Source organism: Streptomyces sp. NPDC058246, assembly GCF_042881985.1.
Classification (GTDB): domain Bacteria; phylum Actinomycetota; class Actinomycetes; order Streptomycetales; family Streptomycetaceae; genus Streptomyces.
Genome location: NZ_JBHVWZ010000024.1, coordinates 83,353 through 103,005, shown reverse-complemented (window position 1 = coordinate 103,005; position 19,653 = coordinate 83,353). Strand labels below are relative to the sequence as shown.

The following is a 19,653-nucleotide window of genomic DNA, read 5'->3' as shown; positions in this document are numbered from 1 at the left end:
GGGGAGGCCCGTTGTCAGTGCCGCCTGGCACGATGACGCAATGGCCCGCTTTCTGCACCCGCTGGTCCGGGGGACGACGTACACGCGCTGGTTGCACCTGTGGGTGCCGATGCTGTTCGTCAGCGTGTGGATGTTCGTCGAGCCGTCGAAGCCGTGGGCGCCCGCGGTGCCGCTGATTGCGCTGGGGCTGATCCCGGCCGTGCGGCGGGGCGAGGGTGTACAGGCGCGGTTCATGCTGGCGCCGGGCGGCGGGGACGCGGCCTTCTCGATCGCGCCCTCGGCCACGTGGCGGGACCGGTGGCGGACCGTCCTGTGGCTGGAAGTACGGATGGCCCTGGGCTTTGTGGCGAGCTTCATCACCGTCTGGTTGCCCGCTGCGGCCGTCCTCCTGGTCAAGGCCGCGCTGGACGCGGAACCGATCCACACACCGGTCATGACGCTGACGCTTCCGCAGTGGGCCTACGCGCCGCTCGTCCCCTTGCCGCTGCTCGCCCTGTACGGCTCGGTGGTCGGTCTCGGCGAGCTGATCACGGCGCTCGCGCGCCGCCTCCTGGGCCCCTCCCGGGCCGAGCGGCTCGCCGCCCTGGAGGAGCGCACCGAGCAGCTCCTGGAGCGCACCCGCATCGCCCGGGAGCTCCACGACTCGATCGGTCACGCGCTGACCGTGGCGGTGGTGCAGGCGGGCGCGGCGCGGGCGGCCGGCGACCCCGCGTTCACCGACCGGGCCCTGGGTGCGATCGAGGACACCGGGCGGGCCGCCCTGGAGGACCTGGAGCGGGTGCTCGGCGTACTGCGCGAGGCGGAGCGCCCCGCGAGCAGCCGCCCGACGCTCACCGAGGCCGACCGGCTCCTGGAGTCGGCGCGTTCGTCCGGAGCCAAGGTCGACGCCGAGGTGACGGGTCCGGTGGAGACCGTGCCGGGTCCGGTGTCCCGAGAGGGCTACCGCATCCTCCAGGAGTCCCTGACCAATGTGCTGCGGCACGCCGGGAGCGTCCCGGTCCGGGTCCGCATCGAGGTCGCGGACGAGACCCTCGGCCTGGAGGTCCGCAATCCGCTGACCGCGGACATACCGGGTCCCGGCCGCGGCAGCGGTCTGCGCGGTATACGGGAGCGTGCCGCGCTGCTCGGCGGCCGCGCGCGGACCGGGCCGGACGAGGGTGACTGGCAGGTGCATGTAGAGCTGCCGTTGCGCTGATCTACGCTGGCCGGATGCCGGTCACCGTTCTCCTCGTCGACGACGAACCCCTCGTACGCGCGGGTCTGCGCGCCGTCCTGGAGGCGCAGCCCGACATCGAGGTCGTCGGCGAGGCGGCCGACGGTGCCGCGGTGATCCCGCTGGTGCGGCAACTGCGGCCCGACGTGGTCGCCATGGACGTGCGCATGCCCCTCATGGACGGCATCGAGGCCACCCGTGCGGTGCTGCGCACGGTGAGTGATCCGCCGAAGATCCTCGTGGTGACGACGTTCGAGAACGACGAGTACGTCTACGAGGCGCTCCGCGCGGGTGCCGACGGCTTTCTGCTGAAGCGGGCGCGGCCCGCCGAGATCGTGCATGCGGTGCGGCTGGTCGCCGAGGGCGAGTCGCTGCTGTTTCCGGCCTCCGTACGGCAGTTGGCCGCCGAGTACGGGGACGGCGGGGGGAATCCGGCGGCGCGGGCGGCCATGGAGCGGGCCGCGCTGACCGAGCGGGAGGCGGAGGTGCTGCGGCTGATGGCCCGGGGGCTGTCGAACGCGGAGATCGCCGCGCGGCTGATCGTCGGGACCGAGACGGTGAAGTCCCACGTCAGTGCCGTACTGGCGAAGCTGGAGGCCCGGGATCGGACGCAGGCGGTGATCGCGGCGTACGAGTCGGGGTTCGTGGCGCCCGGCTGACGCGGACCGGCGGGCAGCGTGATCCCGACCCGTGGGTAGCAAAGGGGGTCCCGGCACTCGCCGGGGTCCGCCGCGCCGAGTACGATCCGGCCAACACGCGCACGAGCTGGGAGGACGGACGTTGGGGCGGTTGACCGGCGGGGACCCCTCTCTGCTGCGACGGATCAATTCCGCGGTGGTGCTGCACGCGCTGCGTGCCACGGACTGCGCGACCCTCACCGAGATCACCCGGGTGACGGGGCTGTCCCGGCCCACGGTCGAGGGCGTCGTCGAAGGGCTGATCGAGAACGGACTCGTCGTCGAGAAGGCGGCAGAGGAGGGCGCTGCACGGCGCCAGGGACGCCCGGCGCGCCGTTTCCGGTTCCGGGCCGAGGCGGGCCATCTGCTGGGCCTGGAGATCGGCCCGCACCGGGTCGCCGCGCTGCTCGCCGATCTGGACGGCCAGGTGCTGGGTGCCATGGCCAAGGAGGTGTCCGAGACCGCGTCGGCGGACGAGCGGCTCGAACGGTTGCGGGTGGCCGTCGCCGAGCTGCTGCGCCGCGCGGGTGTCGCCCGCAGTTCGCTCCGGGCGGTCGGTGTGGGCAGCCCCGGGATCGTGGAGGCCGACGGCACGGTACGCCTGGGGACGGCGCTGCCGGAGTGGACCGGCCTGCGGCTCGGTGAGCGGCTGAGCCGTTCCTTCAAGTGCCCGGTGCTGGTCGAGAACGACGCCAACGCGGCGGCGGTCGCCGAGCACTGGAAGGGCGCCGCCACCGAGTCCGACGACGTCGTGTTCGTGCTGGCGGGGCTGAGCCCGGGCGCCGGCTCGCTGATCGGCGGCAGGCTGCACCGGGGCTATGGGGGCGCGGCCGGTGAGATCGGCGCGCTGCATCTACTGGGCCGCGAGGTCACTCCGGAGACGCTGCTCTCCACGACGGACGAGCCGCTGCACCCGCTCGACGAGCAGGCCGTCGCCGAGGTCTTCGCGCTGGCCAAGGGCGGCGACCAGCGGGCCCGTGCGGCGGTCGACCGCTTCATCCAGCGCCTCGTGCACGACGTCGCGGCGCTCGTCCTCGCCCTCGACCCCGAGCTGGTCGTCGTCGGCGGCTGGGCGGCGGGCCTGGATGGCGTACTGGAGCCGCTGCGGCGCGAATTGGCCCGCTACTGTCTGCGGCCGCCCAAGGTGACCCTCTCGCTCCTGGGCGAGGCGGCGGTGGCGACGGGAGCGCTGCGGCTGGCCCTCGATCACGTCGAGGAGCAGCTGTTCGCGGTGGACGGGACCGTGACGGCGCGCCGCTGACCCGGCGCTGCACTGCCGCACGGCACGGCACGGCACGGCAGGAAACGCCGTGGCAGCGAACGACGTCGCGCCCCGGAGTTCTCCAGGGCGCGACGGGCGCGGCTCGGCGGGCATCCCGGCCCGGCGTGGCCCGCCGGTCAGGAAGCGCGGCGCTCCGGGTCGTGGTGGATCTCCACGCCGCCGGAGTCACCGAAGGTCAGCCGGCAGGTGTCGGCGCGATACGTGGCCACGGAGACCGCCGCGGTACGCCCCTGGCCGTAGAAGCGGGTCGTGACGACGAGGACGGGAGCTCCGGGAAGCCGGTCGAGTTCCTTGGCGTCGTCCGCGCGGGCCGAGCCGAGCTCCACGGCGCGGTCCTGGCCCTCCAGCTCCAGCCGCTGGAGTTCGCGCAGCACGGCACGCGCGCGTGCCGCACCCGAAGGCGCGTCGATGGCGGACAGATCGGGCACCGAGGAGGACGGGACGTAGAGCAGTTCGGCGGCGACCGGCTGGCCGTGCGTCACGCGGGAGCGACGCACCGTGTGCACCTGCTCGCCGTGGAAGGTCTGCAGGATGTCTGCGACCGACGCGGGCGGGGCGGCCAGCGTGCAGTCCGCGGGCTGCCAGGCGTCGCCGACCGCGCCCGGCCACACGTGCTGCTCGGATCCGACGGCCACGCCCATGCGCGGCGGGGCGACGGTGGTGCCCACCCCACGGCGGCGCTGCAGCCTGCCTTCCAGTTCGAGCTGCTCCAGGGCCTGGCGCAGCGTGGCCCTGGCGACGCCGAACCGGGCTGCCAGGTCGCGCTCGTTGGGCAGGATCTCGCCCACGGAGAATTCGGAGTCCAGTGCCTCACTGAGCACGGTCTTGAGATGCCAGTACTTAGGTTCCGGCACCGATTCCAGCTGCGTGGTCCCCACCCTGTCCTCCGCAATCGCCGTGGCCCGGCGGCGTTTTAGCGCCCTTGTTTATTAAAGGTTCTTGCACTATCCCTGCGACCATAGGGCCGCCCCCACCCTTGGTCAAGACCAATCCTCGATCCCTTACGGATTGCGCAGGGCCGTTGCCGCAGAGCGTTCACAGGGCGTTCGCGCTGGCGATGTTCACGACACAACGCCGAAAGCCCCTGTCCAGACTTCAGTTCTAGTGGTCGTCGCAACACCCCAGCTCAAGGGGTGCGATGGACTTCGAGATCCGGAAGAACCGGGGACCGGGGGGCGGTGGTCGTCTGCTGTGTGAGCGGGAGGTATATCTCCAGCTCATGCAGCAGGGCTACAGCAATCGAGAGGCCAGCCGGATCGTTGGCATCAACCCGCGGACCGGCAAGCGGTGGCGCAACGGCTGGCACTCTCCGCCGACGGGCAAGCCGAAGCCTGCCATCACCGTGGAGGCTCCCGCGGCCGAGCCGTCGCGATACCTGCGCGAGGCCGACCGCATCCACATCGCCGACCGGCTTCGGGAGAACACCTCCGTCCGGCAGATAGCCGCCGAGCTGCACCGCAGCCCGTCCACGATCAGCCGGGAGATACGCCGCAACGGCATCGCGCTGCGCGGGGACGCCTCCCGCTGGGCCTACCGGCCGCACGCCGCCCAGCGCCGCGCCGAGCAACGCCGCCCGCGCCCCAAGCCCGGCAAGATCGGACAGAACCCCAGCCTGCGGGACTTCATCCAGCACCGTCTCGGACTGCGCTGGAGCCCGGAACAGATCTGCAACGCTCTACGGACCGCTTTTCCCGACCGGCCGAAGATGCACGTGGTCCGCTCGGTTGCCGGGACCGGCGCGGCACGGAGTGCCTACTCGGTGGGCAGGGAGGCGAGCTTCTCGGGGTTGCGCATGATGTAAAGACACTGGATGCGACCGTCCGCGACGTCCACCTGGAAGACGCTGTCCGGCTTGCCCGCGGACAGGGTGAGCGCCGCGAACCCGCCGTTGATCTCCAGGAAGCGGAACGAGAGGTCGGGGACGCCCTTCTTGGCCACGCCGATGATGAAGCGGCCGACCTTGTCGGCGGAATCGAGGACCCGCAGCGGCGCCTGGGCCAGCCCGCCACTGTCGCCGACCAGCCGTACGTCCGGCGCCAGCAGCGACATGAGCCCCTCCAGGTCGCCCTCGGCGGCAGCGGCGAGAAACCGCTCGGTCAGATCACGGCGTTCGGCCGGGTCGACCTCGTAGCGCGGCCGCCGTTCCTCGACGTGTTTGCGCGCCCGTCCGGCGAGTTGGCGCACCGCCGGCTCGCCGCGGTCGAGGACGGCGGCGATGTCCGCGTACGGGTAGCCGAACGCCTCCCTGAGGACGAACACCGCGCGCTCCAGAGGCGACAGAGACTCCAGGACGACGAGGACGGCGAGCGAGACGGAGTCGGCGAGCACGGCCCGCTCCGCCGTGTCGGCCACGGTGTCCCCGAAGTCGGTGACGTACGGCTCGGGGAGCCACGGTCCCACGTACGCCTCGTTGCGCGACTGCACCTGGCGCAGTCGGTCGATGGCGAGGCGGGTGGTGACGCGGACCAGGTAGCCCCGGGGTTCACGCACCTTGCTCCGGTCGACGCCGGACCAGCGCAGCCATGCGTCCTGGACGACGTCCTCCGCGTCGGCCACCCGGCCCAGCATCCGGTAGGCGACGCCCATCAGGACGGGCCGGTGTTCTTCGAAGACATCGGTCGCGGTGTCGATTGCCACCGCTCCATCCCACCCCGACACGGCACACCGTGTCCAGGCGGAGTCGGTGTTGTGGTCGACATGTTCCAGCAGTTCGGGCACCGGAGTTCACCGGGCGAGTGCGCAGGGCGTGTTGAGGGCCGGCCACGCGTGCGTGCGTCCTTCAATGGGAGGCAGGCGGGCGTGGTGCTCGTCGGAATGCGTACAGGGGTTCTCGTCGGCACGGGGCCCTCGTGCTCGTCGGAGCGTGCGCCTGCCTCTCGACAGCAGGCGCACGCGACTCGCGCGGGTTCGTTCCGGTCGAGGGCTACCCGTCGGTAGCGGTTGCTGACAAGCTGTCTACGAGCCGGTCCGTCAGCCTGTCCCACACGAGGAGCAGCCCCATGTCCGCCACGGTCTCCTTCAGCCTCCCCTCTCCGCGCGGCCCCAGGACCGTGACGATGTCCTACGCGCGCGTGGGCACCGGGGAACCGCTGCTCCTGCTGCACGGCATCGGTCACCACCGGCAGGCGTGGGACCCGGTCATCCACATCCTGGCCGCGGAGCGCGACGTCATCGCCGTCGACCTCCCCGGGTTCGGTGCGTCACCGGCGCTGCCCGACGGGTTGAGGCACGACCTGTCGACCGTGGCGCCCGCGCTCGGCGCACTGTGCGAGGCGCTGGAGGTCGAACGGCCGCATGTGGCGGGCAACTCCCTGGGCGGGCTGCTGGCCCTGGAGCTCGGCCGCGAGAAGCTCGTACGGTCGGTCACGGCGCTCTCGCCCGCCGGATTCTGGTCACCCGTCGAGCGGCGGTACGCCTTCGGAGTGCTCATCGCCATGCGGCAGGCTGCGCGCCGGATGCCGCTCCCGGTGGTCGAGCGGCTGTCGCGCACGGCGGCCGGACGGACGGTGCTGACGAGCACCATCTACGCCCGCCCCGGCCGCCGTTCACCCGAGGCCGTGGTCGCCGAGACCCTTGCGCTGGCCCACGCCGAGGGATTCACCGAGACTCTCCAGGCGGGCACCTCGGTCCAGTTCACGGACGACATCCCGGGGCTGCCCGTCACCGTGGCCTGGGGCACCCGTGACCGGCTCCTGGTGCGCCGTCAGGGGATCCGCGCCAAGCACATCATTCCCCGCGCGCGACTGGTGCGGCTGCCCGGCTGCGGGCACGTCCCGATGAACGACGATCCGGCGCTCGTCGCCCGCGTCATCCTCGACGGCAGCCGCTGAGCGGCGCCCCACGAGCCCCAACGCGCCGGATCCGAGGGCGACTCCCGCGCCGACCAGGGCGCTCCCGGCGGCCTGTGCGACACCGTACGCACCCGTTCCGACGAGCGGGGCGGTGCCGGCGGCGGCGACGGGGATGAGGCCGGAGAAGAGCGTGGCGCGCTCCGCGCCGATGCGCTGCATGCCCATGTACCAGCACACGAAGCCGACGACCGTGACGACCGCCGCCTGCCACAGCAGCGCGGCGGCCTCGGTGGAGTCCGGCATCCGGAGCCAGGCCCCGCCGCCGGTGAGCACCCCGGCGGCGGCCGACTCGGCAGCGGCGATCCCGCAGACGGTGGCCGACAACAGCCGTGGCCCGAGGGGGCGCAGGACAGGCACGGCCAGCACGGCGAAGCCGACCTCACCCGCCAGCGCGCCCACGGAGTAAGCGATCCCCGCCGCGTCCGTACGACCCCACCCCTGGACGGAGAAGGCGCCCAGCGCGACGAGCAACGCCCCGTACAGGACGCGGCGTTGCGGCCGACGGCCCTCCTGAAGGGGTAAGACAACGGCCACGACCACAGGGGCACAGCCCACGAAGACTCCCGGAACCGCCGGTTCCGCCGTGCGTTCGGCGGCGATGACGGCGAGGTTGAAGCCCACCATGCCGACGGCCGCGAGCAGTGCGAGGCGGCCCCACTGGCGCGCCGCGAGCCGCCGCAGCGGGGCCGCGCCGCCCCGCCCGACCAACGGCAGGAGCAGGAGACAGGCCAGGCCGTAGCGCAGGAACTGGCCGCCCGCGTACGGGTAGTGGCCCAGGACGCTGTTGGCGGTGAAGGAGCCTCCGACGAGGACACAGGCGAGGGCGGCGAGCAGCGATCCCCGCGTGGTGGTGGCGTTCATGCCGGCGACGCTATGCGGGGACGTGGCCCGGTTTAAGGTCCACTTCCATGACGTCATCGGGGACCAATTCGAGCGGCCTGTCATCAGAATCGTCGGCACCCTCTTCTTGGGCCGCCGCCTGGGAACTGCTCGTACCCGCCGCTTCGGCTCCGGCACGCGCGCGTGGCCGCTCCCTGCGGGCCGCGCTGCGCGAGGCGGTCCGCTCGGGCCGGCTCGCTCCTGGCACCCGGCTGCCGTCCAGCCGTGAGCTCGCCGCCGATCTGGGCGTGTCGCGGGGGCTGGTCACCGAGGCGTACGAGCAGTTGACGGCCGAGGGCTATCTGCGCAGCGGCCGGGGTGCCGGGACCTGGGTCGGCGGCGCGGCCCGGGCGGCCGACCCACGCGCGCGTGATCTCGCCCCACGGCCTGCCGGTGCGCGGGCCGACTTCCTTCCCGGGGTGCCGGACCTGGCACTGTTTCCGCGCGCCGCGTGGGCGGCGGCGCAGCGCGGGGTGCTGGCCGAACTGCCGCACCACGCACTGGGCTACCCGGACCCGAGGGGGCTGCCCCGCTTGCGTACCGCCCTCGCCGAGATGCTCGCCCGGCGCCGGGGCGTGGTCGCGGCCCCGGAGCGGATCGTCGTGGTCTCCGGAGTCGCGCAGGCGATGACACTGCTCGGATTCGTGCTCCGGGCGCGCGGAGTGCGCGGTGTCGGGGTCGAGGATCCGGGGAGTCCGGAGCACGGCGCGCTGTACGCCTCGGCCGGCGTCGGCACCGTACCGCTGCCCCTGGACGAGGAAGGGCTGGCCACCGGGCCGCTGGAGGCGTCGGGCGTACGTGCGGTGGTGACGACGCCCGCCCACCAGTTCCCGTCCGGGATCGCGTACTCCGCGCGGCGGCGCGCGGAACTCCTGGACTGGGCGCGCGCGGTGGACGGACTGGTGATCGAGGACGACTACGACGGGGACTTCCGCTACGACCGTGCCCCGGTGGGCGCCCTGCAAGGCCTCGACCCCGAACACGTCGCCTACACGGGATCGGTCAGCAAATCCCTCGCACCGGGGCTGCGGCTCGGCTGGCTGCTCGTCCCCGCGTCCCTCTCCGAAGAGGTCGTCGAGCGCAAACGCACCATGGATCTCGGGAACCCGGTCGTCGACCAGGCGCTGCTGGCCCGCTTCGTGGAACGGGGCGACTACGACCGGCAGCTGCGCCGCTGCCAGCGCGCCTACCGGGAGCGGCGCGACGCCCTCGTATCCGCCCTGGACGAGCACTTTCCCGGCACGGAGGTGTCCGGAATCGCCGCGGGTCTCCATGCCATCGCCGCACTGCCCGAGCGGTACGGGCCGCTCGACCGGTTCCTGGGACGGGCCACCGCGGCCGGCGTGGCCGTGCGTCCGCTGGCGCACTACGGGAAGGCCGCCGAGGACGGCGTACGGCTGGTGCTGGGGTACGCGCACCTGTCACCCGGACGGATCCGCGACGGCGTACGACTGATGGCGGAGGCGGTCGAGGGCTGAGCCGCCCCGCAAGGTGCGGGGCGCGCCCCAGCGGAGCCGCCCGCGCCGTTGATCCGCCGCGCGATCGCACATCGGTCGCACACCGGTTCCCTTGCCGCCGGGGTCAGTTGTTCACTTGTGGTTTCCGTGTGCGCTGCGGCGCACCAGTAGTTGTGGCACTGCACACTGGCCGAATCCGTCCCGGAGGCGCATTCATGTCACACCGTCCGCAGAGCCCCTTCCCCGGTCGGCGCAGCGTTCTGCGCGGTTCCCTCGCCGCGTCCGCGGCGCTGGCCCTGCCCACCGCCCTCGGCGCGGCGCCCGCCCTCGCCCTGTCCGGGCGGCCGAGGGCGGGGTGGGGCGTCCAGGCCGGAGACGTGACGGCCGACTCGGGTCTGGTGTGGGTCCGGTCCGACCGTCCGGCCCGGATGATCGTCGAGACGTCCGCGACCGAGTCGTTCCGCAACCCGCACAGGTGGCACGGTCCGCTGCTCGACGCGGACACGGACTTCACGGGGACGACACGACTGCGCGGGCTGCCTTCCGGGGAGCAGATCCACTACCGCGTGCTGCTCGCCGACCCCGACGACGCCAGGCGCACCGGCGAACCGGTGACCGGCACGTTCCGTACGACCCCGGCCGGGCGGCGCGGCGGGGTGCGTTTCCTGTGGTCGGGCGACCTGGCGGGGCAGGGCTGGGGCATCAACCCGGACATCGGCGGTTACCGGATCTACGACGCCATGGCCGGGCTCGACCCGGACTTCTTCCTGTGCAGCGGCGACAACATCTACGCCGACGGGCCGATCGCGGCGACCGCGGCGCTCCCCGACGGCAGCACCTGGCGGAACATCACGACAGAGGAGAAGTCCAAGGTCGCCGAGACGCTGGCCGAGTTCCGCGGCAACTTCCGCTACAACCTGCTGGACGAGAACCTCAAGCGCTTCAACGCCCAGGTGCCGTCGATCATCCAGTGGGACGACCACGAGGTGCGCAACAACTGGTACCCGGGCGAGGTGATCGCGGCGACGGACACGCGGTACACGGAGAAGAGCGTCGACGTGCTGGCCTCCCGGGCCCGTCGCGCGTTCAGCGAGTACTTCCCGATCTCGACCCTGCGGCCGGGCGACAAGGAAGGCCGCGTGTACCGGGTCATGCGCCACGGCCCGCTCCTGGACGTCTTCGTCCTCGACATGCGGACGTACCGCAACGCCAACTCGCCCGACAACCAGACCACCGACCCGCAGGGCATCCTCGGCGCCGAGCAGCTGGAGTGGCTCAAGCGGGAGCTGTCGCGATCGCGTGCGGTGTGGAAGGTGATCGCCGCGGACATGCCGCTCGGCCTGGTCGTGCCCGACACGACCGAGGGCAAGCCGAACATCGAGGCCGTGGCGCAGGGCGACCCGGGCGCGCCGCTCGGCCGCGAGCTGCAGATCGCCGAGCTGCTGCGGTTCATCAAGCACCGGAAGATCACCGGCACCGTCTGGCTGACCGCCGACGTGCACCACACCTCGGCCCAGCACTACCAGCCGTCGCGGGCCGCCTTCACCGACTTCGAGCCGTTCTGGGAGTTCGTCTCGGGCCCGCTCAACGCCGGTGCCTTCCCGGCGAACACGCTGGACGACACCTTCGGTCCGGAGCGGGTGTTCGTGAAGGCGCCGACCGCCTCGAACGTCTCGCCCGCCGGCGGCTACCAGTTCTTCGGCGAGGTCGACATCGACGGGGACAGCGGTGAGCTGACGGTCCGGCTGCGCGAGCAGGACGGGAGCGTGCTGTTCACACAGGTGCTCCAGCCGGGGCGCGTGGGGCAGTAGCCGCGAGGCGCGGAGGCGGCAGCACGCGGCACGGCGCCGACAGGGCGCGGCGCGGGAGCGGCAGCGCGCGGTGCGGTGCAGCCGGGGCGCGGCGCGGGAGTGGCAGCGCGCGGTGCGGTGCAGCCGGGGCGCGGCGGGCCGTGGCACCCTCCGGCTCCCGTACCCTCGAACCGCTGGGCCGCGCACCGGAGTCATCCCCCGGTGCGCGGCCCGTCCGCCGTCCGTCGAGACCGGCCCATACGCGAGTTCCCGCAGGTCAGAGCCGATTGTCAGTGGTCGCCTCTACGGTTTTTCCATGACGCGATCTTTGCAGGCCGTGGCCTACACCCGACCCTCCGCGCTGGAATCCGCAGCGGGCGTACGGCGCCTGGGACTTGAGACCTCGCGGGCCCCGACGCCCACGGGGTTCGAGGACCATCCACCCGGTGGCCACGGGGGCCGGTCTCTCGACGGACGCGTCGAGCGGACCACCGGCGCGCGGGCTCGAGGCTCCGCCGCCTATCGCCGCCTGACCAGGGGCGTAAGCCCACCCGTCGGACCCGAGCAAAAGACCCGTAAAAAGAACTACAAAAAGGGCAGAACGACACTTAACCGATCAGTCACAAAGCGTTCGTGATCACGCAACACCCTTCCTCCACAGTGGTTGCATGACTCCAGACATGTCTGATGTGACGCGTGCGCGGCACGGTCGCCCCGTCCACCACTGGCGGCGGGATATCGTCGAACTCGCCGCGCTGTTCACGGCCGTCGCGGTCGCCGACGCCGTCGCCAACCTGATCGGGCACGGACCGGACGGGCCCGCCCTGCTGCTGACCTCGGCGATGGCGCTGGTCGCCACGGCCGGGTTCCACACATGGTGGGCACGCCAGCACGGTCACGCGCCGCCGACGGGCGATACCGACGGCAGGCCGCCCGCAGCCGGGCGAGAGGCCGGGCCGTCCGAGGAATCCGCCGCGACACCGGAGGCCGCCTCCGGGGAGACCGTGCTGTGGCGGATGCGCACCACGGTGAAGGACGCGCCGGGCTCGCTGGCCGCGCTGTGCACGGCGCTGGCGCAGCGGCAGGTCGACATCCTGAGCCTGCAGACGCACCCGCTGGCGGAAGGCACGGTGGACGAGTTCCTGCTGCGCGCTCCCGCCGAGCTGGCGGCCTCCGAGGTCACCCGCGCGGTGTCGCAGGCGGGCGGCACCGGGACCTGGATCGAACGGGCCGACGCCCACGACCTGGTGGACGCGCCGACCCGGGTGCTCGGCCTGGCCACCCGTACCGCCCTGGACGCGGCCGAACTTCCGCTCGCGCTGCGCCAGTTGCTCGGCCGTTGCACCATCCGCTCGCTGCCCGCCAAGTCCCCGGGTTCGGGGCGGGCGGAGGAGAGCGCTCCCGTGGAGGGGGTACTCGAAGGCACGGTGATGCGGCTGCGGGCGCCCGAGGGCGGGGTGATCACGGTGGAGCGGCCGTATCTGCCGTTCACGCCGACCGAGTTCGCGCGGGCGCGGGCACTGGTGGAGCTGGACGCGCGGCTCGGTCCGCGGATCCCGCGCAGCCAGGACATGCTGACGTTGCCGCAGGGCAATGCCATCACCGTGCGGCGCGCCGACGTCTCCGACGTCGAGGCAGCCAAGGCGATGCACGAGCGCTGCTCGTCGCGCACCCTGAGCATGCGCTACCACGGCCCGGTCGGTGACGCGGACCGCTACCTCAACCACCTGCTCAGCCCTCGCTTCGGACGCACGCTCGCGGTGCAGACGGCGTCCGGACGCATCGTCGGACTCGGCCACCTGCTGTGGGACGGCGACGAGACGGAGATCGCGCTCCTCGTCGAGGACGAGTGGCAGCGACGCGGCGTCGGCAGCGAACTGCTCGGACGCCTCGTGACGATGGCCGTCGAGGCGAGTTGCGAGAGCGTGTACGCCGTCACGCAGGCCTCCAACACCGGCATGGTCGCGGCCATGCGTGGCCTCGGCCTCCCCCTCGACTACCAGATCGAGGAGGGCACCCTGGTCATCACCGCCCGCCTGGACGCGACGCCGGTGCCGTCGCGGCTGCCGTACGACGAGGGGCAGCGCGGGGAGCGGGTCGTGCGGGACTAGAGAACGGGAGGGGGACAGGGGCCGTGCCCGGTGGCAGGGCCCCTTGCCCCGCCCAACGCCCCCTCCAGGTCGGCCCACAGGTCCTCCACGTCCTCCAGCCCCACCGACAGCCGCAGCAGTCGGTCGCTGACCCCCGCGTCGTGGCGGTCCTCGGCAGGCACGATGCGGTGGCTGATGGAGGCGGGGTGCTGGATGAGCGTGTCGACGCTGCCGAGGCTCACGGCGGGAGTGATGAGGCGGACGGCGGCGATGACGTCGTGCGGGTCCCCGTGCACCTCGAACGCGATCATGGCACCGCCGATACGTGGATAGTGCACACGGGCGACGCGCGGATCGGCGGCGAGGCGACGGGCCAGTTCGGCGGCGTTCGAGGACGCGGCCCGGACCCGTACGGGCAAGGTCGACAGGCCGCGCAGCAGCAGATAACCGGCCAGCGGATGCAGGACACCACCCGTCGCGAAGCGCACCTGGCGCAGCCGGCGGGCGAACTCCTCGTCGCAGGCCACCACTCCGGCCATCACATCGCCGTGGCCGCCCAGGTATTTGGTCGCACTGTGCAGGATCAGGCGCGCGCCCTGTTCGGCGGGGCGTTGCAGCACGGGTGTGGCGAAGGTGTTGTCGGCGAGCAGCGGGACGGAACCGCAGGCGTGCGCGACGGCGCGCAGATCGAGTTCGGCGAGCGTCGGGTTGGCCGGGGACTCGACCATCACCAGGCCGGTGTCGGGCCGCAGCGCGTCCGCGATGCCCGCCGGGTCGACCCAGGTGACCTCCGAGCCGAGCAGCCCGGCCGTGAGCAGATGGTCGCTGCATCCGTACAGCGGGCGTACGGCGACGACATGGCGCAGGCCCATCGCGTTCCGTACCAGCAGGACGGCGCTCAGCGCGGCCATGCCGCTCGCGAAGGCGACCGCACTCTCGGTGCCTTCGAGGCGCGCGAGGGCGGTCTCGAAGCGCGCGACGGTGGGATTGCCGAGCCGCCCGTAGACGGGCGGCCCCTCCGGCTCGGCGCCGTCGGCAGCGAAAGCGTCGATCCGGGCGGCCTCACCCCGGCTGTCGTACGAGGGATAAGTGGTGGACAGATCTATGGGTGCCGCATGCAGGCCGAGGGCGGCGAGATCCTCCCGCCCGGCGTGCACGGCCTCGGTGGCGAGCGCCCGTGCCGTGGGCGCGGCGAAGACGTGGCCGGTTCTGTTCGGGCCGTCCTGAGCGTCGTACCCGGGGTGGTATGCGTCGTATGTGTCGTACACGGCGGAGTCCATGCGCGGAAGCCTGAACACCGGCCGGGGTCCGGACGCCGCACCCCGTGTTACGTTCGCGCCATGGCCGATTCTGTCGTACTGGATCCGGTGGATCTCCATCTGCTGCGGCTGTTGCAGAACGACGCACGGACGACGTACCGCGACCTCGCCGCGCTGGTCGGCGTCGCGCCTTCGACCTGCCTGGACCGGGTGACGAGGCTGCGCAGGGCGGGAGTGATTCTCGGCCATCAGCTGCGGCTGGACCCGGCGAAGCTGGGACGAGGGCTGGAGGCGTTGCTGTCGGTGCAGGTCAGGCCGCATCGGCGGGAGTTGGTGGGCCCCTTCGTGGAGCGTATCCGGGCGCTGCCGGAGTCCCGTTCCGTCTTCCATCTCACCGGACCCGACGACTACCTGGTGCACGTCGCGGTGGCGGACATGGCAGATCTCCAGCGACTGGTGATCGACGAGTTCACCTCGCAGCGCGAAGTGGCACGGGTCGAGACGCGGTTGATCTTCCAGCAGTGGGACTGCGGGCCTCTGCTGCCACCCCAGCGGGACCCCCACGCGGCCAAGCCACCCACGGACAAGCCCTCGGCGAAATCAGGCTGATACGACCGCGAGGCCTGCCCCATCGGGGTGACGCCGACGGCGTCCCCGTATGAGGATGTCCGCATGTCAGAGACGAAGAGCCCGCTGCCCCGCGAGGTCGCCGACGCCTATGTCGACGACCTCGTCGCCCTCGACCCGGTCCTCGGTACCTACCTCGGTGTGAAGGAGAGTTCCAGCAGGCTCCCCGACACCTCGCCCGCCGGCCAGGAAGCCGTCGCGGAGCTGGCGCGGGCGACGCTCGCGCGGCTGGCGGAGGCGGAGCGGCAGCCCGGCGCGGACCGTGACATCGAGCGCCGCTGCGCCCGGCTGCTCCGCGAGCGTCTCACCGCCGAACTCGCCGTCCACGAAGCCGGTGAGGGCCTGCGCTCGGTCGGCAACCTGCATACCGCGGCGCACGGGGTGCGGCAGGTCTTCACCCTCACACCGACCGAGACGGACGAGGACTGGGCGGCGGTCGCCGAGCGGCTGCGCGCGGTGCCGGCCGCCCTGGAGGGGTACCGCGTCTCCCTCGCCCTCGGTCTGGAGCGCAAGCTGTACGCGGGGCCGCGCCCGACCGCGACCTTCATCGAGCAGCTCACCGAGTGGTCGGACACCGACGGGCAGGGCCTCGGCTGGTTCGAGGACTTCGCGTCGGCGGGCCCCGACGCGCTGCGCGCCGAGCTCGACGCGGCCGCCCGCGCCGCCACCGAGTCCCTCGTCGCGCTGCGCGACTGGATGCGCGACGTGTACGCGCCCACGATCGAGGGCGCGCCCGACACGGTGGGCCGGGAGCGCTACGCGCGTCTGGCGCGTTACTTCAACGGGACTGATCTCGACCTCGACGAGGCGTACGCGTACGGCTGGGCCGAGTACCACCGACTGCTGGCCGAGATGAAGAAGGAGGCCGAGAAGATCCTGCCGGGCGCCGCGACGCCATGGGTGGCGCTCGCGCACCTCGACGAGCACGGCAGGCACATCGAGGGCGTCGACGAGGTACAGGCCTGGCTCCAGGAGGTGATGGACGAGGCGATCGAGGCGCTGGACGGCACCCACTTCGAACTCGCCGAGCCGGTAAGGAAGGTGGAGTCGCGCATCGCGCCGCCCGGCGGCGCCGCGGCCCCGTACTACACCGCGCCGTCGGCGGACTTCTCGCGGCCCGGCCGTACCTGGCTGCCCACGATGGGACAGACCCGCTTCCCCGTGTACGACCTCGTGTCGACCTGGTACCACGAGGGCGTCCCCGGCCATCACCTCCAGCTCGCGCAGTGGGTGTACATCGTCGACGACCTCTCCCGCTACCAGGCCACCGTCGGCCGGGTCAGCGCCAACTGCGAGGGCTGGGCGCTGTACGCGGAGCGCCTGATGGATGAGCTGGGCTTTCTGACGGACGCGGAGCAGCGGCTCGGCTACCTCGACGCGCAGATGATGCGCGCCGCCCGCGTCATCGTCGACATCGGCATGCACCTGGAACTGGAGATCCCGGCCGACTCGCCGTTCCACCCGGGCGAGCGGTGGACCCCCGAGCTGGCGCAGGAGTTCTTCGGCGGCCACAGCAGCCGTCCGGCCGATTTCGTGGAGAGCGAGCTGACCCGCTACCTCACCATCCCCGGCCAGGCCATCGGCTACAAGCTGGGCGAGCGTGCCTGGCTGCTGGGCCGCGAGAACGCGAAGCGGCGGCACGGTGACGCCTTCGACCTGAAGACCTGGCACATGGCGGCGCTGTCCCAGGGTTCGCTGGGCCTGGACGATCTGGTGGACGAGTTGTCCCAGCTCTGACGTCCGGTCACGGCGGTCGGGACGCTCGGGCTCATGGCACGAGCCGGCGCCCCGGCCACCGGGGGTCGAGGCACTCTGCTCACAGGCGCTGCCCCTCGTGGGTGCCGGCCTGCGGCTTATTAAGTGAGTCGGCGCAGCTGGACCAGTCCGAGCCAGGTCTCCGGCCCCGGCTCGACGTAGGCGGCGCGCACCGCGTACCGCCCCGGCTGCAGGGCGACCCTCACGTGGTCGGTGCGCGCCGAAGCCGGCCCCGGCCAGGCCGCGTCGAAGAGAACCACGGGACCCGGCACGTTCCACTGCACCTCCGGCTCCCACACGGCCGCTTCGAGTGCCGCCGGGACGCCGGAGAGCAGTTCGTCCTCGGACTCGGCGGCGCACCACCGTACGAACGTGCCGTGCTCGGGGAGGTAGGCGGTCGAGGCTGGCTCGTCCCCGAGGACCAGGGCCCGGGTGTCGCCCACGGGCACCAGGCCGATGAACCCGTCCACTTCACAGGCCCGGTCGTAGTCGGAGGACATGTCGTCGCCGTCTGCCCCCGACCAGAACGGCAGGACGACCTCCGGAATCGCTATGAGCGGCCCGCCGCCCGACTCCACCCACTCGACCACACCTGGGTCCGCGTATCTGGCCATGCGCAGAAGCTACACGGCGTCGATCCGCGGCGGATTCGGTGTCCCCTCCCCTGCCCGATACGCGCCCTCCATCCGCATGGGGACGCCCGAACGGCGGGGTCAGCAGCCGCAGTCGTCCGCGCCGACCGGCGCCGTCAGAGAGTCCGCGTCGCGCCGCTCGCGGCCCTCCCAGGTCTCGAACTCGAAGCCCTCGCGCGCCCAGTACTCGAAGCCGCCGAGCATCTCCTTGACCTGGAAGCCGAGTTCCGCGAGGGCGAGCGCGGCGCGGGTCGCTCCGTTGCAGCCCGGGCCCCAGCAGTACGTGACGACGGGCACCGACATGTCGAGGAGCCGTTCGGCCTGCTCGGGGATGAGCGCGGTGGGCAGGTGGATCGCGCCGGGGATGTGCCCCTGGTCCCATGACTCGGTGGAGCGGGAGTCGAGGACGACGAAGCCCGGCTCGCCGTCGGCGGCGAGGGCGGCGGCGACGTCCGACACATCGGCGTGGAAGGCGAGGCTCGCGCCGAAGTAGGCGGCGGCCGCGGCCGGGGACGCCGGAGCGACGCGCAGAACGGGGTTCGTCATGATCGCGGTGCTGGCCTCGGTGCCGGTCACAGTGGTGGCAGTGGTGTCTGCAGTGTCGGCGGTGGTGGCGATATCTGCGGTAGCTGCGCTGTCTGCGGTAGCTGCCGTGCCTGCGGTAGCTGCCGTGTCGGCGGTATCTGCGGTGTCTGCGGTCAGAGTCATGGTCTGGCCTTCCCTCCCGGGTCCCGCGCTCCGGTGCCGCTGGGCGCGCACCGGGTGCCGCCTCCGACACCCCCGATGCTTCATTCCGCACCGGCCGCTCGGGACTTCCTGGCCAGAAATCTACGTCGAGTGATCCCACGTCTGAAGTGACGATCCCCGGCATCACTCTTGATCGGCCGGGGATTTCCCTGGTATCCATCACACATGACCGCGTATTCCCCGGACGCCACCGACTGGCGCATCCTCGATGTCCTCCAGCGCGAAGGCCGGTCCAGCTTCGCCGAGCTGGCCCGGGCCGTCTCCATGTCCGCGAGCGCGGTCACCGAGCGGGTGCGCCGACTGGAGGAGGCGGGCGTCATCCAGGGGTACGCGGCCGTCGTCGATCCGGAGAGCCTGGGGCTGCCGATTCTGGCGTTCGTCCGGCTCAGGTACCCCAACGGCCACTACAAGCCGTTCCACGACCTCGTCGAGGCGACGCCGGAGATCCTGGAGGCGCACCACGTCACGGGGGACGACTGCTTCGTCATCAAGGTCGCGGCGCGCTCGATGAGCCATCTGGAAGAGGTGTCGGGCAGGATCGGCGCCCTGGGCTCGGTGACCACGAGCGTCGTCTACTCGTCACCGCTGCCGCGGCGCCCGCTGGGCCACTGAATCGGGACGAACGGGCTCTGACGTGCCGCGTGTGGAGTGGGCCGGTCCGCTGCGTGACCATCGTCTCGGGCGGCAGTTCAGTCGCTTGGGACGGTGGGAAAGCCGTCTGCGGCATCGGCTGGGCGGCCTGACTCCCATAAGAATCCAATTCCCCTTCGCATCCACTAAGGAAGGCGCCGGCCTGGGCGACGGCAACTTCTCCGTCCGCTATGTGCCGGGCACGGTGAACGAGCAGGCGGGCCGTGAGCTGGGCACCTGGTACGGCAGTGACCGGATCCTGCACGGCAACGTGTACGGAATCTACGTGAAGTAACCGGCATCTGCCGGTAGCGCCGGTGGAGAGGGGGATCCGGCGCAACGCTGCTCCCCCTCTCCGCTGTGCACGTCAACGCATGTTCAGTGGCGGCTTTCCGTGCTGACGGGCAAGGCGGTCCCGTCGACTCTGCACCCGGGCGGGTTGCGGCGGCTCCTGTGTGCCCGAGGGGACGAACACGATCACGTAGCTCTCGAGCACGTCGAAGCTGTCCCGTTCGTCGCTCCGCGCCGCGGAGTCGAGCCGTTCGCGGGCATCGGCCCGGCCCTGCGCCCACACCTGCACCCGGTAGGTGCGGGCCGGGTCGAGATCGATGAAGGGCTCCCCCGGCTCAGCCTGCCGGCCAAAGACCTCGATGGGCGCTACGGCGCCACCGGCCGGGCCGTTCATACAACGACGACTGGTTCCTCTGTCTGGAACTCTGCCTTGTCCTCCCTGCGCTCGAATCCCGTTTCCCACAGCTCACCTA

General features: G+C 72.0%; 17 protein-coding genes and 2 pseudogenes. 12 read left to right on the top strand and 7 right to left on the bottom strand.

Annotated features, from left to right (window positions below):
* Nucleotides 1–40: 40 nt before the first annotated feature.
* From ACFVXA_RS29155 to ACFVXA_RS29145, 3 genes are all read left to right on the top strand, one after another.
* On the top strand, nt 41–1,195 hold the full coding sequence (locus ACFVXA_RS29155) for a sensor histidine kinase (protein ID WP_390027512.1): 1,155 nt from the start codon (nt 41–43) through the stop codon (nt 1,193–1,195).
* Between the two features lie 14 nt (nt 1,196–1,209).
* Nucleotides 1,210–1,872 (top strand): response regulator transcription factor, encoded by a 663-nt coding sequence (locus ACFVXA_RS29150; protein ID WP_362027576.1) that lies wholly within the window; start codon nt 1,210–1,212, stop codon nt 1,870–1,872.
* 121 nt (nt 1,873–1,993) lie between these two features.
* The gene (locus ACFVXA_RS29145; RefSeq protein ID WP_362027579.1) at nt 1,994–3,151 is read left to right on the top strand and encodes an ROK family transcriptional regulator; all 1,158 of its coding nucleotides are present in this window, start codon (nt 1,994–1,996) and stop codon (nt 3,149–3,151) included.
* A gap of 137 nt (nt 3,152–3,288) precedes the next feature.
* On the opposite strand, the gene ACFVXA_RS29140 is transcribed toward ACFVXA_RS29145, so the two are convergent.
* The gene (locus tag ACFVXA_RS29140; RefSeq protein ID WP_390027509.1) at nt 3,289–4,050 is read right to left on the bottom strand and encodes a GntR family transcriptional regulator; all 762 of its coding nucleotides are present in this window, start codon (nt 4,048–4,050) and stop codon (nt 3,289–3,291) included.
* Nucleotides 4,051–4,310: 260 nt separating this feature from the next.
* Here ACFVXA_RS29140 and ACFVXA_RS29135 point away from each other — a divergent pair.
* Nucleotides 4,311–4,889, top strand: a pseudogene (locus tag ACFVXA_RS29135) (transposase); the annotation flags it as partial.
* A gap of 35 nt (nt 4,890–4,924) precedes the next feature.
* On the opposite strand, the gene ACFVXA_RS29130 reads toward ACFVXA_RS29135, so the two are convergent.
* Nucleotides 4,925–5,809: an RNA polymerase sigma-70 factor gene (locus ACFVXA_RS29130; protein ID WP_362027584.1), complete on the bottom strand. Its 885-nt coding sequence runs from the start codon at nt 5,807–5,809 to the stop codon at nt 4,925–4,927.
* Nucleotides 5,810–6,171: 362 nt separating this feature from the next.
* Between ACFVXA_RS29130 and ACFVXA_RS29125 the strand changes: the two genes are divergently transcribed.
* Complete coding sequence (locus ACFVXA_RS29125; RefSeq protein WP_362027586.1) at nt 6,172–7,002, top strand: alpha/beta fold hydrolase; 831 nt, start codon at nt 6,172–6,174, stop codon at nt 7,000–7,002.
* Nucleotides 7,003–7,095: 93 nt separating this feature from the next.
* Here the strand turns inward: ACFVXA_RS29125 and ACFVXA_RS29120 are convergent.
* Nucleotides 7,096–7,884 (bottom strand): annotated as a pseudogene (locus ACFVXA_RS29120) (EamA family transporter); the annotation flags it as partial.
* 47 nt (nt 7,885–7,931) lie between these two features.
* Here ACFVXA_RS29120 and ACFVXA_RS29115 point away from each other — a divergent pair.
* The 3 genes from ACFVXA_RS29115 to ACFVXA_RS29105 all read left to right on the top strand — a co-directional run bounded on the left by ACFVXA_RS29115 (nt 7,932) and on the right by ACFVXA_RS29105 (nt 13,260).
* Nucleotides 7,932–9,380 (top strand): PLP-dependent aminotransferase family protein, encoded by a 1,449-nt coding sequence (locus tag ACFVXA_RS29115; RefSeq protein WP_390027506.1) that lies wholly within the window; start codon nt 7,932–7,934, stop codon nt 9,378–9,380.
* 194 nt (nt 9,381–9,574) lie between these two features.
* Nucleotides 9,575–11,170, top strand: coding sequence for an alkaline phosphatase D family protein (locus ACFVXA_RS29110; protein WP_389753182.1), 1,596 nt, complete (start codon nt 9,575–9,577; stop codon nt 11,168–11,170).
* Between the two features lie 647 nt (nt 11,171–11,817).
* Nucleotides 11,818–13,260 (top strand): GNAT family N-acetyltransferase, encoded by a 1,443-nt coding sequence (locus ACFVXA_RS29105; protein WP_390027503.1) that lies wholly within the window; start codon nt 11,818–11,820, stop codon nt 13,258–13,260.
* Here ACFVXA_RS29105 and ACFVXA_RS29100 read toward each other — a convergent pair.
* Nucleotides 13,257–14,519 (bottom strand): trans-sulfuration enzyme family protein, encoded by a 1,263-nt coding sequence (locus tag ACFVXA_RS29100; RefSeq protein ID WP_390027500.1) that lies wholly within the window; start codon nt 14,517–14,519, stop codon nt 13,257–13,259. The two genes, ACFVXA_RS29105 and ACFVXA_RS29100, sit on opposite strands and share 4 nt — an antisense overlap.
* 60 nt (nt 14,520–14,579) lie before the next feature.
* Between ACFVXA_RS29100 and ACFVXA_RS29095 the strand changes: the two genes are divergently transcribed.
* Together ACFVXA_RS29095 and ACFVXA_RS29090 are read left to right on the top strand one after the other, a co-directional pair.
* Nucleotides 14,580–15,107: an Lrp/AsnC family transcriptional regulator gene (locus ACFVXA_RS29095; protein ID WP_362027601.1), complete on the top strand. Its 528-nt coding sequence runs from the start codon at nt 14,580–14,582 to the stop codon at nt 15,105–15,107.
* A 63-nt stretch (nt 15,108–15,170) separates the two neighbouring features.
* Entirely contained in the window at nt 15,171–16,862 is a 1,692-nt protein-coding gene (locus ACFVXA_RS29090; RefSeq protein ID WP_390027497.1) for a DUF885 domain-containing protein, read from the top strand.
* A 119-nt stretch (nt 16,863–16,981) separates the two neighbouring features.
* Here ACFVXA_RS29090 and ACFVXA_RS29085 read toward each other — a convergent pair whose 3' ends face one another.
* A complete protein-coding gene (locus tag ACFVXA_RS29085) occupies nt 16,982–17,494 on the bottom strand; it encodes an immunity 21 family protein (RefSeq protein WP_383906945.1) in 513 nt (170 codons plus the stop codon).
* A 99-nt stretch (nt 17,495–17,593) separates the two neighbouring features.
* Nucleotides 17,594–18,058 carry a rhodanese-like domain-containing protein gene (locus tag ACFVXA_RS29080; protein WP_390027537.1) on the bottom strand — a complete coding sequence of 155 codons (465 nt, stop codon included), beginning with the start codon at nt 18,056–18,058 and terminating at the stop codon, nt 17,594–17,596.
* 366 nt (nt 18,059–18,424) lie between these two features.
* Between ACFVXA_RS29080 and ACFVXA_RS29075 the strand changes: the two genes are divergently transcribed.
* Together ACFVXA_RS29075 and ACFVXA_RS29070 are read left to right on the top strand one after the other, a co-directional pair.
* Nucleotides 18,425–18,871, top strand: a complete 447-nt coding sequence (locus ACFVXA_RS29075; RefSeq protein WP_362027609.1) for an Lrp/AsnC family transcriptional regulator — start codon at nt 18,425–18,427, stop codon at nt 18,869–18,871.
* An 85-nt stretch (nt 18,872–18,956) separates the two neighbouring features.
* Nucleotides 18,957–19,184, top strand: coding sequence for a hypothetical protein (locus tag ACFVXA_RS29070; RefSeq protein WP_390027494.1), 228 nt, complete (start codon nt 18,957–18,959; stop codon nt 19,182–19,184).
* A gap of 72 nt (nt 19,185–19,256) precedes the next feature.
* Here the strand turns inward: ACFVXA_RS29070 and ACFVXA_RS29065 are convergent, their stop codons facing one another.
* Complete coding sequence (locus tag ACFVXA_RS29065) at nt 19,257–19,574, bottom strand: hypothetical protein (protein WP_390027491.1); 318 nt, start codon at nt 19,572–19,574, stop codon at nt 19,257–19,259.
* Nucleotides 19,575–19,653 lie beyond the last annotated feature (79 nt).